Raw genomic sequence first — 15,558 nt, 5'->3', positions numbered from 1 at the left:
AGTATCTTATTTATAATTTCTAGCTGCAATTTTGATTTCTTCGTATTTCAATTCTTCTTTGTGTAGTTCTGATTTTGAAATATCGGAACCTTTGTATTCCCAAGCACCCACAAATTTGAAGTTTTCATCGTCACGCAATGTTTCACCTTCGGCATCTTGATATTCTTCTCGGAAGTGACCTCCGCAAGATTCGTTTCGTTGCAATGCATCCATCGCCATTAATTGTCCGAGTTCGATAAAATCGGCTACACGTAGAGCTTTTTCTAGTTCTGGATTTAATTCGTCTGAAGTTCCCGGAACAAAAACATCGCTGTAGAATTCTTCTTTAAGTTGAGCAATTTCAGAAATGGCTTGTTTTAACCCTTGTTCGTTTCTTCCCATACCCACTTTATTCCACATAATTAAACCTAAACGTTTGTGGAAATGGTCAACTGTTTTGGAACCATTGTTATTTAAAAATTTATCGATTAATTTTTTAACATTGTTTTCAGCTTCGGCAAATTCAGGTAAATCAGTCGAAATTTTTCCGGTTCTGATTTCATCAGCTAAATAATTTGAAACTGTATAAGGTAAAACGAAATAACCATCGGCCAAACCTTGCATTAAAGCGGAAGCACCTAATCTGTTTGCTCCGTGATCAGAGAAATTCGCTTCTCCCGCCACAAAACAACCCGGAATGGTTGACATCAAATTATAATCAACCCAAACACCACCCATTGTGTAATGAACAGCTGGATAGATTTTCATTGGTGTTTCATACGGATTTTCGTCGGTAATTTTTTGGTACATCGTGAATAAGTTTCCGTACTTTTCTTCCAACCATTTTTTACCTAATTTGATGATTTCTTCTTCGGATGGATTATGATTTCCTTGAGCATAAGCGGCTTGTTTTCCTTTGTTTTTAATTTCTGTAGAGAAATCCAAGTAAACTCCTTCGTTAGTATCATTGGCTTCAATTCCGAAACCGGCATCGCAACGTTCTTTGGCGGCTCTGGAAGCTACGTCACGAGGAACTAAGTTTCCAAAAGCAGGATATCTTCTTTCAAGGAAATAATCTCTATTTTCTTCGGCAATTTGCGTTGGTTTTAAATTTCCTGAACGAATTGCTTCGGCATCTTCTTTCTTTTTTGGAACCCAAATTCGACCTGAATTACGCAATGATTCTGACATCAACGTTAATTTGGATTGATTTGTTCCATGAACCGGAATACAAGTTGGGTGAATTTGCACAAAACATGGATTGGCGAATAACGCTCCTTGTTTGTGGATTTTCCAACCGGCAGTTACGTTACTTCCCATGGCATTGGTTGAAAGGAAATAAACATTTCCGTAACCTCCTGATGCTATAATTACAGCGTGAGCTGAATGTCTTTCTAATTCTCCGGTGATTAGGTTTCGGGCAATAATTCCGCGAGCTTTTCCGTCAACTTTTACCAATTCTAACATTTCATGACGGTTGTACATTTTTACACGACCTAATCCGATTTGTCTTGATAATGCCGAATAAGCTCCTAATAATAATTGTTGTCCTGTTTGACCTGCAGCATAAAACGTACGTTGCACTTGTGTTCCCCCGAAGGAACGGTTGTCTAACATTCCGCCATATTCACGAGCAAAAGGAACACCTTGAGCAACACATTGGTCGATGATGCTTCCTGAAACTTCGGCTAAACGATGCACGTTTGCTTCACGAGCACGGTAATCACCACCTTTTATCGTATCATAAAAAAGTCGGTAAACACTATCACCATCATTTTGATAATTTTTAGCAGCGTTAATTCCTCCTTGAGCTGCAATCGAGTGAGCTCTTCTTGGTGAATCTTGAAAACAAAAAGCACTTACATTGTAACCCATTTCTCCAAAAGAAGCAGCAGCAGAAGCTCCTGCTAAACCTGTTCCAACGACAATAATATCAATTTTTGGACGGTTATTTGGTGCAACTAATTTTAGATGATTTTTGTGGTTTGTCCACTTTTGAGCAACTGGACCTTCCGGTATTTTTGAATCTAACTTCATAATATATTTCTGATGTTGATTATTTACTAAAATGAATAAACAGCGGGATAATGGCAAATAATAACGGTACAATTACCGCAAAAGCCCTTCCTGCGAATTTGATGATTGGTGTCCATTTTGGACTATTTAATCCTAACGATTGAAATGCACTTTGGAAACCGTGCCATAAGTGAAAAGCTAACACTAACATCGATAAGACATAAAAAATGGTAAAAAACAAACCTTCATTCGGAATGACTCCAAACAATTTGTTTTTACTTTTGAAAAAATCGAAGGTAATTTTATGTAAATCTTTGTATAATTCCCCAACTTTCACGTTCGCTTGTACGTTGTATAAGTCTGTTCCGTTTTTAACTTCTAATTGTTTTGGAGGTAAACCGGCTTCCGGTTCTTTTTCACCTGGCAATTTAACTTGATCAACTTGATAATATTGACCAACTGCTCTTCCCACATAATACTCACTCTTCATTCCTGGTGAAGGCTCAATTGTTTGAGTCATTAAAGGCATATTTTTATCAAAATGCATCTTTGCCCAAAAATTAATCATGTGTGTGGCAATAAATACTAATACCAATGTCCCCAAAACCGCCATGTTTCTTGAAGCGAAACTACTATTTGCAGATGGATTTGATTTTGCATAACCAATCGGTCGTGCTTTTTTGTTTTGAATCGCCAAAAGAATTCCATCAACAGCATGGAATAAAATTGAAATGTAAGTGAGATAAGAAAGAATTTTTACGGCCGGATTAGAAGTCATAAACAATGCATATTGGTTAAATTGCAATTGACTATTTGGCATAAGTAATTGTAAATTACCCGCTAAATGACCTACTAAAAACAAGCATAAAAATAAACCCGTAAGAGCCATCCAGTATTTTTTTCCGATGGATGACTTTAAAAGTGCAGATTTTGCCATAATGTTGTGTAAATAAATTTTTAAAAATTTCACACAAATTTACAGCTATTTGACAATAACTACAACCTTTTCGTTATAATTTAAAGTGATTTTAAAGAAGGATTAACAAGTGTTTAGAAATGACACCCAGTTAAAGGATACTGTTCCCTTAAAACATTAAACAATTTTACCTAACAAAACTTGGAATCATACCTCTTAAACCCATGTCCACAACATTTTCGCCAGCTGAAGGCTCATATTTTCCATCATTGTTTACTTCTGTCCATTCAAAACTATTGTTTATAGAAAGGGATAATGTTACAACCACATCTGAAGTTTCATTTCCAACCAACGTCAAATTATTTTCAAATTTTCCGGTTACTACACAAGAACCCTGTGGAACAGGTGATGTTTGAAACAATGGGTTTGGCACAGTCGTTGCCCCAGGAGGAGCTTGTCCGGAAGTCATATAAGGGAATGAATCTAATGCAAAAGCCCAATAACCTTGCAATCTATTTGCGTTTACAGGAAAAACATTATTGCCAATACTATGTGAACCAATGTATGTATTGTAGCCTAAAAAACTATCTAAAGTACCTGTATAAGTTGTTCCTTGACTAAAAACCTGTATTTTTCCACTTTGGTAAGACAATGAAAGTCTAACCCACTCGTATGATCCGGCCATTTGTGCTGTGATAGGAATAGTGAGAAAAACTTCATTTTGACCTACAATTTTTGCCTGACTGAAATCAATCGCCATCGCTCCGCCTAAATCAGTTTCAGGAGCATGATAAAGTACTTTTCCTTGACCCAGTAAAGTGGTTGCGGACGGTGCTAATTCTAAATAATGAGCACTAATGTTTTTCATATCAGGTGTTTGAGCGGCATTTCCATTGGGTATTACAGAAGGTTGTCCTAAATTATTCAGTCTGATTTGGGTTGGATCAAACTTAATTTTGATGATTAAATTAGCTGGTTCGGCAGCTCCGTCTTCAGAACTACAAGAGAAAAATCCGTAACTTATCGCTAAGAGAAAAATTACAGAAGTCAATTTAATCAGTTTGGTCATATTAGTAGGTTTTGGTCACATCTTCATCTATAACGAGAATAAAGTCTGCTTTATTGTAATGTTCTTGTTCTAATTTAGTTAACTCTTTTTGTTCAACTGTAGCAATCGTAACAATCTTGGTGTTTTTACGGTATTGATCTACATACCAATTGATTCCTTCAAAAAAATCACTGTGATATGTTCCATTATAATGCACAAAAACAGTGCCGTTTTTTAGGTTTTGAACAATAAAATGAGCCATGGTTGCATCTTTAATAGCTTGTGCCTTTGGCATTTTTTCTCCGGCATGTCCTCCCATCATTTCCAACATTTTTTGATAACCGGGCAAATTAATATCAAATGGAATTGGTAACGGAGCAATCCAACTTCTTTCCTCATCAGATAAATCATTTAAACCGTCAAAATCCTTTTTAAAAACGATACTGGCATATCGACGGGGAATATTTGTAGCGATAAAAGGGAATTTTTTCGCTTTTGCAAAATCAACCAGAGGTTTATAATCGGTTTTGTAATTATTCCACAAACGAGCCGTAGTATCAAACTTTTTTTGATCGATTTCGTCATTCAAATATTGATTTAATTGCTTTTGATTATCGGCTTCAATCATTTCTGCACCTAAAATCAATGATTTTTTTTCGGATAAATCTTTTGTCAATTCCAATTGCAACCAATGTACGATTGAATTATCATGGTGTTCACCAAACAAAACAAGTTCTGATTTTTCGGCTGCTTTTAGAATTTTTTCATAGGATGATTTTTTGCCATTTTTATCGAAAACTTGGTAGGGCGATTTGTTTTGGGTAAATGAAGATGTTGATATTAATAGCAATAAAAACCTCACTAACATAAACTTGTTTAAAAATTTATTCTTTTTTATTTCTTTCATTTTTTATGATTTCAAAAGGAGTGGATTGTGAAATTTTTCCTTGGGTGATTTTGATTTGATATTTTCCGGGAATTAAATACGTTTTTCCGTTTTTTGATTCGGTTAAAGTAACTTTTTTATCTTTTTTCTTCCATTTTTCGATTCCGGTTTTTGAAATTTCAACGTCGTAGTTCCATTGATTTATTCCGGTTGAAGCGGTTTGTTTTTCTTCGAATACAACAATTCCGTTTTCGTGAATGACTTGAAGGGTTACTTCGCCTTGATTTTTTACGTAATAATCTACATCGATTTTTGGTTCATTGGCAGGCAACCATTTGCTCCAAGTGCTTCCCCAAAAATTGGAATGAGCAACATTATCCACTGAAAATAACTTTAAATCAGCTGCTAAAGTTTCCTCATTCAACTGTTGAATTGATTTTAAATTCACCTTATAAATCGATCTTCCATGCGTTCCAACCACCAAATCACGAGCTTCCGTTTGAATTACCATGTCGTGCACAGCAACCGGAGGTAATCCATTATTGAAAACTTGCCAGTTTTTACCTTGATCGAACGAAATATAAACCCCATTATCCGAACCTAAATACAAAATATTCGGATTTACATTATCTTCAACTAAAACATTCACAGAAAGTGTTTCAAATTTTGGAGCAATGGAATTCCACGTTTGTCCGTAATCATCCGATACATACACATAAGATTTAAAATCGTCCCAACGATAACCGTTCAAAGTGATATAAACTCTTTCGTTTTTATGTGTAGAAGCCACGACTCTCGAAACCCACAAATCTTTTGGAAAAGCAGTTGAAATGTTCCGCCAATTTACACCACCGTCTTTCGTAATATGCATTAAACCATCATCACTTCCCACATAAATTACGCCGAATTGTTGTTTGCTTTCGCTAATGGTGGTGAGCGTTCCATAGGCAACATTTCCCTCCTTTCCTCCTTGTGTTAAATCGGAGGAAATTGGTGTCCACGTTTCGCCCTGATCGAAAGAACGGTGCAAATATTGCGAACCCATATACAAAATATCTTGGTTATGCGAAGACAACAAAATTGGAGTTTGCCAGTTGAATCGCAGTGGTTTTTCGTCTTTTTTTGCTTTAGGCGAAATGTATTTGGTTTCCTTTTTACTTCGGTCAATTCGATAATAATTCCCAAACTGAAAACCGGTAAAAACAATGTCAGGATTTCTTCTGTCGATTTGTGTTTGCATGCCATCGCCTCCCATTAAACTTTCAAACGGATATTTTCCTTCTTGATGCCATTCTACATTATATTTATAATTACTCGGACCAACCCAAACGCCGTTATCTTGCATCCCGCCATAAATATTATATGGTTTTTGATAATCTACATTCACAGAATAAAACTGACTCACTCCGTGCGGATTACATTTGATCCAATTGGCTCCATCATCATACGAAATATTTAATCCTCCATCATTTCCGTTGATTAAATGACCTGGTTTTTTGGGATTCACCAATACAATATGATGATCCACGTGCACATTTTCACGATTGATGGAAACAAAGGATTTTCCGCCATCATCTGATTTTAAAACCGGAACTCCGGAAAGGTAAATTTTATCAGAATTATTTGGATCTACTGCAATTCTACCAAAATAATAGCCATACGAATAATAAAAATCATCAATAAAATCGGTATGTGTTTTTTTCCAATTTTTTCCGCCATCGGTTGATTTATAGACTTCTGCTCCAATCACTTCGGTTTCAAAAAGAGTGGCATTGGCATCTAAAATGAGTGATTTGACTTCTTCAGGTTTCATCGAACCATCCTTAACTAAATTTTTTAAATTTTGAGCTCGGTATTTTTCGGTATGACCACGTTTTTTTAAATACGAATTAACTTCTTTATCAGGAATTTGCATAAAAACATCGCCCGGAACGCTAAACATGGTTGGCAAAGTAGTGTTTTTTGAAGCTTCCTTCGGTCTATGATTTTGATTGTCTAACAAAGCATAAATCGTTGCATCATCAAACGTAGCCAAACCAATTCTGCCCACACCATCTCCGGTAGGGAAACCACTTTCTAACGTTGAAATCAGTTTCCAAGAATTTCCACCATCTTCACTTTTATAAATTCCGGAAGTAAAGCCGTTTCCTAAAAAATTCCATGCTTTTCGGTCTTTTTTCCAAGCTGCAGCATATTGAATATTGAAATTTTTTGGCGAAACTGAAATATCAATAATTCCGGTTTCATCATCAATATACAATGTTTGTTTCCATGAATTTCCGCCATCAGTTGATTTGTAAATTCCTCTTTCAGTGTTTTTTGAATACAAATGTCCGGTCGCCCCAACTACTATTTCATTGGAATTATTCGGATTAATTTCGATTTTTCCAATGTGATGACTGTCGGTTAAACCCATATTTTGCCAAGTTTTTCCTTTATCAGAAGATTTTAAAATTCCGATTCCGGCATACGAAGAACGGGAAGCATTGTGTTCGCCAGTTCCCACCCAAATTGTTCCGGCTTTCCAATCTACGGCAATTTCGCCAATGTTTTGAGTTGGTGACGAATCCATGACTGGGGTAAAACTCATTCCGTTGTTGTTGGAATACCAGAGTCCACCCGAAGCGTATGCCACATAAAATTCGATTGGGTTATCGGGATTTACATCTATATCCACCACCCTTCCACTCATGATGGTTGGTCCAACACTTTGAAAAGCAATGTTTTTTACGAGAGAATTTTCATTTGAAACTGAGATATTTTGTGCCCAAGAAAAGGAAACAAAAAAGAGAAGCCAAACCAAACCGACACGTTCTTTCTTCATTTGAATAAATTTAGTACGGAAAATTAGGCATAACTCCGCTGTTGACAAAATTTTATCGTTGAATTAACAGCAAATCGTTGTATTCTTACTAATTTTGATTTTTACACAATTTACATTTTCCCATTATGAAATACCATCCGATTGATCGCAATTTATACATAAAAAACCGAGCAAAATTTGTTGCTCAAATGAAGCCAAACAGTGTGGCGGTTTTTAATTCTAATGATATTTATCCGGTGAGTGCCGATACGACTTTGCCGTTTGCACAACACCGTGACATTCTCTATTTGTCGGGCGTTGATCAGGAAGAAAGTATTTTGCTTTTATTTCCCCATGCTCCGTATTCTAATTTGAAAGAAATTTTATTTCTGCGAGAAACCAACGAACATATTGCGGTTTGGGAAGGCGAAAAGCTTACTAAAGACCGTGCTTTTGAAGTTTCAGGCATCAAAACGGTGTATTGGTTGAGTGATTTTCATAAGATTTTGAAAGAGGTGATGGCGTATGCCGATACGATGTACATCAACACCAACGAACATTATCGTGCTTCGATTGAAACGGAAACCCGTGAAGCTCGTTTTACAAAATGGTGGAAAGAAAATTATCCGGCTCATAAAGTAGAAAAAAGCAATCCGATTTTGCAGCGTTTGCGTTCGGTGAAAGAAAGTGAAGAAATTGATTTATTGCAAAAAGCGTGTGATTTGACTGAAAAAGGTTTCCGCAGAGTACTATCTTTCGTAAAGCCGAATGTAATGGAATATGAAATTGAAGCTGAATTTGCTCACGAATTCATCCGAAATCGTTCGAAAGGATTTGCCTACACGCCAATTATTGCCTCTGGCAATAATGCGAATGTTTTACATTATATTGAAAACAATCAGCAATGTAAAGCCGGTGATTTGATTTTGTTGGATGTAGGTGCTGAGTATGCCAATTATTCAAGTGATATGACGCGAACGATTCCGGTTTCAGGGAAATTCAGTGATCGTCAAAAAGCAGTTTATAATGCGGTTTTGAATGTGAAAAATGAAGCTACGAAATTATTAGTTCCCGGAACTTTATGGAAAGAATATCATATTGAAGTGGGTAAAATCATGACATCAGAATTGTTAGGCTTAGGTCTTTTAGACAAAGCCGATGTGCAAAATGAAAACCCGGAATGGCCGGCTTATAAAAAATATTTTATGCACGGAACATCACACCATTTGGGATTAGACACGCACGATTACGGATTGTTGCACGAACCAATGCAAGCCAATATGGTTTTTACAGTTGAACCCGGCATTTATATCCCAAAAGAAGGTTTTGGTATTCGTTTGGAAGATGATGTGGTGATTCAAAAAAGCGGTGAGCCGTTTAATTTGATGCGGAATATTCCGATTGAGATTGAAGAAATTGAATCTTTGATGAATAGTTAAAAGAATATAGAAAATAGAGTATAGAAAATAGACGACTTGCAGGAATGTGGGTCGTTTTTTTATGAAAAATTGTTATTCAACTAATGGAGAAGTTTTAAAATATTATTATCAAATTTATTTAAGACCATGATAAGAATATAGCTTATAAAAGACCTCTACCTCGTATCTATTATCTTTCTCATCCTCTTTAATTTTCTATTAAATTCAAGGTTAATATTTTCTTGATTTAATTTCACAAAATAAAGTCTTGAATTTGCATTCATCTCCATTATGATTTCTTTCTCTATTATTTTAAATAGATTATTTAATTTTTTATCATAATCATCATCATTAAAATAGAAAACACAAATTTTAGAATGTTTATTACTATCTGTTTTCAAATATTCAAATAATTTGTAAATATATTCTTTATCCGATTCATCCAAAGAATGTCCAATTACATAAAAAATAGTTTCTTCAAAATTATTATTTTCTTCAGGTATTTTGATAAACTTCTTATTGTTATTCTTTCTAAACTTTTGATAATATTTTGTAAAACCAAAAACTTCAGAGTTTACAATACCTGCAGGCACTTCACTTATGCCTAAAACAATATTTTGTAAATCATTACTATCTTCTGATTTTCCGTGTAAATAAATAACCTTAGAATTTTCAACTTTATATTCATTTTCCAAAGTAGATGTGTAATTAAAAGAATAAAATTCATCAATTGAATTCATTTGTAAACCAAATTTATTCTTAAAATTATTCATAAAAACATCAACAATACTTAAAATATACTTATTAAATAGAAACTTAAATTCGTTAAATGACAACAATAAATCCTTAATTAATTTGGATTGGTCTATTTTGTCTGTTCTTTTATTCAAAAACTTTTCATCTAAACTTATGTAATTAGTATCTGAGTTCTTTTTAGATATCCCTAAAATTTTAATATCTAAATAAATACCAGTTTTAATGGGATTATAAATATTATAATTACTTAGCCTTTTATCATTGTTTTTATATAAATCAAATAATAAATTTAATTGTTTAAGAACATTTTCAATCTCAATCTCAAAATCTATCCACGTCTCAATATCATTTACATTTTTAAAATGCTTATACCAAGAATTTGAAGATAAAATTTTAGCTAATTCATTGATTTTTTCTTTCTCAAAATGAATGTTTTCAGTTTTATATTTTTCTTTTATTGATTCATAATCGTTAGGGAATTTTTCTTTGAAATGTCTTTCAAACAAATCTTCAAAAGAAATTTTTTCTTTAAAACCATACTGTTCAATAGTTTCCATTATAGCCATAAAATGACCATATTTGGTGGGTAATCCATGAAATAAATCAAAACCGTTTCCTGTAATTAATATTTTACTCATTACTAAATTCCTTTTCTCAAAAATAGGATTTTAGTTTGGTAATAATTTACTTTGTACGCGTAACTTTTTAACATTAAACTTGAAACCTGAAACCAAATCCATCCTCTACAAAAACACCAGAATCAACTATACCGACATTGGAAAAGGAACGTCTGTTGTGTTATTACACGGCTTTTTAGAAAACCTTTCGATGTGGAATGCTTATGTGGATGAATTTTCAAAGAAAAATCGCGTGATTGCCATTGATTTATTAGGTCACGGAGGCACTGAATGTTTAGGTTACATTCACACGATGGAAGATCAGGCGGATATGGTTCATCACATTTTGCACGAACTCAAAATTAGAAAAGCAGTATTTATTGGGCATTCAATGGGTGGTTATGTCGCGTTGGCTTTCGCCGAATTGTATCCGGATAATGTAAAAGGATTGGCTTTACTTAATTCGACCTCTCGTGCCGATAGTGAAGAACGTAAAATAAATCGTGATCGAGCCATTTTGGCTGTGAAACAAAATTATACCGCTTTTGTTCGGATGAGTATTGCCAATTTGTTTAGCGAAGACAATCGTGAACGTTTAGCCGATAAAATAGAAGAAGTTCGCAACGAAGCTTTAAAAACACCACTTCAAGGCATTGTCGCCGCTTTAGAAGGTATGAAAATTCGGAATGACAGAGAGGTTTTATTGCATTTTTCGCCTTATCCTATTCTATTAATTTTAGGTAAAAAAGATGGTGTTTTGAACTACGAAGACAATTTGGAACAAATTGAAAATACCAAAGTAGAATTAGTTTCCTTTCCGGATGGACACATGAGTCACATTGAAAATGAAGCGGAATTGAAAACGGTTTTGGTTAACTTTTTGAAAAAAATATAATTTCATGCTACAAAATTTTCTCCTCAAAAGGAAATTCAACATTCAAAATTTCATTTAACAACACAATTAATTCGGTTTTAAAATCATTCAAAACAGAATCATCTACCAAATCACTCACCAATTCTCGACCTTCTTTAATTTGAAAAGGCATAAAACCTGCTTTTAAATTTTTGAAGGAAATGATACCGACTTCCAATTCTGTATTTGGAAATTCTGATTGAACCATAAACGCATAACACAACAATTGAATGATTTTGTCGTATTTTATGTCTTCGGTTAAACCTTGCCATTGTTGAATGGCCAATCCGTTTTGTTCTACTTTGCCGGTTTTGTAGTCGATGATGCGAATTTTTCCGTTTCTGAGTTCAATTCTGTCCACATTTCCTTTTATTTTGATAGGAAAAGGTAAACGCTCATCAGTCAACATTTGTTCGAAATTTTGCTCTAAAAACAGTACTTTAACTGCATCTCCTTGTTCGAGCAGACGCTTTTCAAGTTGAAGAAAATTAAAGACATTTCGCTTGGCTACTTCAAAAGCGAGTAGATTTTTACCTTTGGTAATTTCGCCTTCTTTGTAAACGTATTTGAACTGTTTTAAAACTTCTTCATTGGCCAATTGAAGCATACTTTCAATGGTAGAAACACTTAAATATGAATTCAAATAAGGTTTATACAATTCTTCCAAAGCACCGTGAATAATAGTTCCGAGTGTGTTGACGGCAATATTTTCTTCCACCTCATCCACTTCGGAGATTCGTAAAATTCGTTGAAAATAAAACTGAATGGGGTTGCGGATATACGTTGTTAAGGTTGATGGTGAAAATCCGTTTTCAGCCATTTCTTTCAGTCGTTCCATCACCAAATCAGATTTTTCCACTTGAATGAGTTCTCTAGCTTTTTCCGGTAAAAAGGCATTATAAATTTGGTGTGAAAGAGCATGATTGGGTTGTTTTTCCACTTCTAATTGCGTGATAAAACGGCTTTTTTCGCCGGCATCAATTCCTTCCGATTCAGTGTTATAAAGCAGATAAACGTTTTTAGCTCTTTGCAGCAAATGATAGAAATGATAGGTATAAATCGCATCTTTTTCTTTGAAAGTGGGCAACCCCAATTCTCGTTTCACATCCAACGGAATAAACGAATTTTGAGACTTTCCGGCAGGAAAAACACCTTCGTTCATCGAAGTGATGATGACTGTTTCAAAATCGAGCACACGGCTTTCTAAAACACCCATAATTTGTAATCCTTGTAATGGTTCACCTTCAAAAGAAACTTCGGCTAAATCGATAATTTGTTTGTAAAGCGAAAATAAACCTTCAATGGAACTAATATGATTGTGTTGTTCGCAGTAAGTTGATAGCTTATTAATCACTTTAAAAACCGCGTACACAAAGCTATTGGTTAACTTATCACTGGTTGCTTCACTTAACAAATAGCTCCTAATTAGCAGTAGAATTGATGAAATTCTTTCTAAAACTGAAACAGGATTGGCTTCCCATCTTTGAAATAAAAGTGTAAAAAATTCATTTTCTGTTTCGCAAAACTCGAGTAATTTTGAATGAGTTATAAAAGTATAATTGTTTTCATTTATTTTCTTTACGACTGATTTTGCTTTCGCGAAAGGTTCTACGAGTGGATTTTGAAGCACTTCCAACACATCCTTATAATAGAAAACATAGCTTGTTTGGCTTCGGTTAAATGCATTTTGATGCATTTTAAAAAGCTTGGAAACCAACAATTGAGAGGGATTGTTTTTCCCCGAATAACCCATGGTGATGTTGAGATGCGAAACTGATTCCGGTAAGGAATGCAATAGCGGAATCAACATGTTCTCTTCTCCTAAAACTACTGCTATATTTTCAAGTTTTTGTTCGGATGAAATGGTTTCAATAATTTCACCAACCAATTTAGCCTGACCAATGGTTTTGGGCGTTCCCATGATTTGAATATGCTTGGGTTGCTTGAATTCATTGAATAGCCATTCATACGGATTTGATTTGTAATGCGACCAAGATTTTTTGATTTTTCTGGCAAACAAACCGGCATCGTGGTAGGGATCATTGAGAAAAGTTTCTTCTACATCCCACAATACATCAGCTTTTTCAACAGATAATAAATGTTGGAATATTTTTTCTTCGGCTTGATTCAATGCATTGAATCCCGCAAAAATGATTTTATGATTTATGGAATTTGAGAAATGGTTTAAATTTTCAACAGCTTCTCTATAAATTAAACCTTGATAACCAATTCCTTTGGAAAGTAGGTGTTTATAGAATGCATCATAATACAACGGCATATTTTCCCAAAACAAAAGATAATTATCAATTAATTTCGTTTTGTCTTGTGGTTCAAGATTCCATCGTTTAATAGCTTCTATATCTTTTAAATATGAAAAGACGTGATTAGGTTCGAGTAAGTAGCGATCTATTTCATTAAAATCTTGCAACAATGTTTTTCCCCAATTTGAAAACTGTTCAAAAGGTTGTTGCTCTTTTTCGGTTAAACTGATGTAAACATTATAGAATTCGAATAACAATTCAACTGAATCTACCGAACGGATTCCGGCAATATCTTGAATAAAATCTTCAATACTAATTATTTTAGGAGCAAAACTGTTTTGTTGAATTTCATTTTTTAATTCTTCTAATAAAAAGACTTTTGCTCTTTTATTGGGAAGTACAACAACTATTTCTTCAATTGTAGATGAATAATTGACAACGATATGCTTTGCGAGTAACGATAAAAAAGAAATTGGCTTCATGTTATAAAAATAAAAAAACGCCCCGATAAATCGGAGCGTTTCTTCAATTATTTAAAAAGAAATTATTTTATAACAACAACTTCTGTTCTTCTGTTTTGAGCCCTACCTGCAGCTGTTTTGTTATCAGCAACTGGTCTAGATGGACCATATCCTTCTGACTCTAATCTTGAAGCATCAACACCGTTAGCGATTAAGTAATCTTTAACAGCAGCAGCTCTTTCTTTAGAAAGTCTTTCGTTAGTTGCAGCTGTACCAGTGCTATCTGTATGTCCTTCAATTCTGAATCTTGAATGTGGATATTCATTCATTACATTTTTGATAGAAGCTAAAGTTCCGAAAGAAACTTGTTTGATTGTAGATTTACCAGTATCAAATAAGATTGATTTAGCGAAATCGTTTAATTGTTTAACAACTTCTTCTGATACTTCAGGACAACCATTGTTTGCAACAGTACCTTTCACATCCGGACATCTGTCATCTTTATCAAGAACTCCGTCACCATCTCTATCTGGCCATGGACATCCTTTGTTTTCTTTTGGTCCTTTTTCGTTTGGACACTCATCGTCTTTATCAGCGATTCCGTCACCGTCTGTATCAGGACAGCCTTTTAATGATTTTAAACCAGCTACTTCTGGACACTCATCATCTTTATTAGGTACTCCATCTCCATCAGTATCAGGACAACCTTGAAACTCAGCTAAACCAAAATCATCAGGACATGCATCATCACCATCAATGATTCCGTCACCATCTCTATCAGGACATCCGTTGAATTGTTTTAAACCGAATACATCTGGACAAGCATCATCTTTGTCATAGATTCCATCACCGTCTGTATCTTTACCACCAAATTTGAAAGTAAGACCTGCAAAATGCTGTAAATGAGCAGGCATAACTGTTCTGTCATCCTCGAAAGAATGTTTGTAAGTAGATTTTACAGAAAGACCAACTACTTCAGAGAACCAAAAGTTAAAACCTAAACCTCCGTTTACAGTACCAGCACTGTTATCACCCAAGAAAGTGTAACCACCCCCAATGTGTAAAACAGGCTCAATAAATTTGAAGAAAGTACCAACGCTGTAATTGATGCTACCATCAACTGCATAATACATTTCATCGATATCTGTAACTACATAATCATTATTGTTCATTGGTGATTTTTCAGTTACAAACTTGTCAATTTTGTTAAAAGATCCAGTTACTCCAAAAGAGAAATTGTCGCCTACGTGTCTTGTTACCGTTAAGTAAGATACAGAAGGAACAATGTTCCAGAAATCTTTTGCATTAAAATATTCAGAAAACTGATTTTTAACACTCTCGGCAGCACTAACTCTACCTCCGTCTACGGCATTCGCTCCAAAGGAGATTGCCCATGGGTTATTACTATCCTGAGCCTGCGAACTTAGTCCAGCAAACATAAAGATAGCGACAACTAATTTGTTAAGATGTTTCATACTTGATTT

10 protein-coding genes are annotated in these 15,558 nt (G+C 34.6%); 2 read left to right on the top strand and 8 right to left on the bottom strand.

From position 1 onward, the window contains the following. Positions 1 to 6: 6 nt before the first annotated feature. The 5 genes from B4N66_RS13635 to B4N66_RS13615 all read right to left on the bottom strand — a co-directional run bounded on the left by B4N66_RS13635 (position 7) and on the right by B4N66_RS13615 (position 7,669). A complete protein-coding gene (locus B4N66_RS13635; RefSeq protein WP_291095402.1) occupies positions 7 to 2,016 on the bottom strand; it encodes a fumarate reductase/succinate dehydrogenase flavoprotein subunit in 2,010 nt (669 codons plus the stop codon). 19 nt (positions 2,017 to 2,035) lie between these two features. Then, complete coding sequence (locus tag B4N66_RS13630) at positions 2,036 to 2,932, bottom strand: succinate dehydrogenase cytochrome b subunit (RefSeq protein ID WP_291095400.1); 897 nt, start codon at positions 2,930 to 2,932, stop codon at positions 2,036 to 2,038. Between the two features lie 166 nt (positions 2,933 to 3,098). Next, a complete protein-coding gene (locus B4N66_RS13625; RefSeq protein ID WP_291095398.1) occupies positions 3,099 to 3,980 on the bottom strand; it encodes a hypothetical protein in 882 nt (293 codons plus the stop codon). Between the two features lies 1 nt (position 3,981). Continuing rightward, positions 3,982 to 4,866, bottom strand: a complete 885-nt coding sequence (locus tag B4N66_RS13620) for a ChaN family lipoprotein (RefSeq protein ID WP_291095396.1) — start codon at positions 4,864 to 4,866, stop codon at positions 3,982 to 3,984. Next, entirely contained in the window at positions 4,844 to 7,669 is a 2,826-nt protein-coding gene (locus tag B4N66_RS13615) for a WD40/YVTN/BNR-like repeat-containing protein (RefSeq protein WP_291095394.1), read from the bottom strand. The genes B4N66_RS13620 and B4N66_RS13615 overlap by 23 nt, the downstream gene beginning before the upstream one ends. Positions 7,670 to 7,794: 125 nt before the next feature. Here B4N66_RS13615 and B4N66_RS13610 point away from each other — a divergent pair, with 125 nt between their 5' ends. After that, positions 7,795 to 9,087 (top strand): aminopeptidase P family protein, encoded by a 1,293-nt coding sequence (locus B4N66_RS13610; protein WP_291095392.1) that lies wholly within the window; start codon positions 7,795 to 7,797, stop codon positions 9,085 to 9,087. Between the two features lie 155 nt (positions 9,088 to 9,242). Here the strand turns inward: B4N66_RS13610 and B4N66_RS13605 are convergent, their stop codons facing one another. Then, a complete protein-coding gene (locus tag B4N66_RS13605) occupies positions 9,243 to 10,460 on the bottom strand; it encodes an AbiH family protein (protein ID WP_291095390.1) in 1,218 nt (405 codons plus the stop codon). 79 nt (positions 10,461 to 10,539) lie between these two features. On the opposite strand from B4N66_RS13605, the gene B4N66_RS13600 reads away from it, so the two are divergent. Continuing rightward, a complete protein-coding gene (locus B4N66_RS13600; protein ID WP_291095389.1) occupies positions 10,540 to 11,334 on the top strand; it encodes an alpha/beta fold hydrolase in 795 nt (264 codons plus the stop codon). 7 nt (positions 11,335 to 11,341) lie between these two features. Here the strand turns inward: B4N66_RS13600 and B4N66_RS13595 are convergent, their stop codons facing one another. Next, on the bottom strand, positions 11,342 to 14,095 hold the full coding sequence (locus B4N66_RS13595; RefSeq protein WP_291095388.1) for a PD-(D/E)XK nuclease family protein: 2,754 nt from the start codon (positions 14,093 to 14,095) through the stop codon (positions 11,342 to 11,344). 62 nt (positions 14,096 to 14,157) lie between these two features. After that, positions 14,158 to 15,549: an OmpA family protein gene (locus B4N66_RS13590; protein ID WP_291095386.1), complete on the bottom strand. Its 1,392-nt coding sequence runs from the start codon at positions 15,547 to 15,549 to the stop codon at positions 14,158 to 14,160. Between the last annotated feature and the right edge of the window lie 9 nt (positions 15,550 to 15,558).

It is taken from the genome of Flavobacterium sp. UBA2787 (assembly GCA_002352205.1).
In the GTDB taxonomy this organism is placed as follows: Bacteria; Bacteroidota; Bacteroidia; order Flavobacteriales; family Flavobacteriaceae; genus Flavobacterium.
The sequence above is the reverse complement of the archived record's forward strand: the minus strand, read 5'-3'. Positions and strand labels throughout refer to the sequence as shown.

Coding starts and splice junctions, on each gene's coding strand:
- B4N66_RS13635 (WP_291095402.1), bottom strand. CDS start 2,016: ATGAAGTTAGATTCAAAAATACCGGAAGGTCCAGTTGCTCAAAAGTGG.
- B4N66_RS13630 (WP_291095400.1), bottom strand. CDS start 2,932: ATGGCAAAATCTGCACTTTTAAAGTCATCCATCGGAAAAAAATACTGG.
- B4N66_RS13625 (WP_291095398.1), bottom strand. CDS start 3,980: ATGACCAAACTGATTAAATTGACTTCTGTAATTTTTCTCTTAGCGATA.
- B4N66_RS13620 (WP_291095396.1), bottom strand. CDS start 4,866: ATGAAAGAAATAAAAAAGAATAAATTTTTAAACAAGTTTATGTTAGTG.
- B4N66_RS13615 (WP_291095394.1), bottom strand. CDS start 7,669: ATGAAGAAAGAACGTGTCGGTTTGGTTTGGCTTCTCTTTTTTGTTTCC.
- B4N66_RS13610 (WP_291095392.1), top strand. CDS start 7,795: ATGAAATACCATCCGATTGATCGCAATTTATACATAAAAAACCGAGCA.
- B4N66_RS13605 (WP_291095390.1), bottom strand. CDS start 10,460: ATGAGTAAAATATTAATTACAGGAAACGGTTTTGATTTATTTCATGGA.
- B4N66_RS13595 (WP_291095388.1), bottom strand. CDS start 14,095: ATGAAGCCAATTTCTTTTTTATCGTTACTCGCAAAGCATATCGTTGTC.
- B4N66_RS13590 (WP_291095386.1), bottom strand. CDS start 15,549: ATGAAACATCTTAACAAATTAGTTGTCGCTATCTTTATGTTTGCTGGA.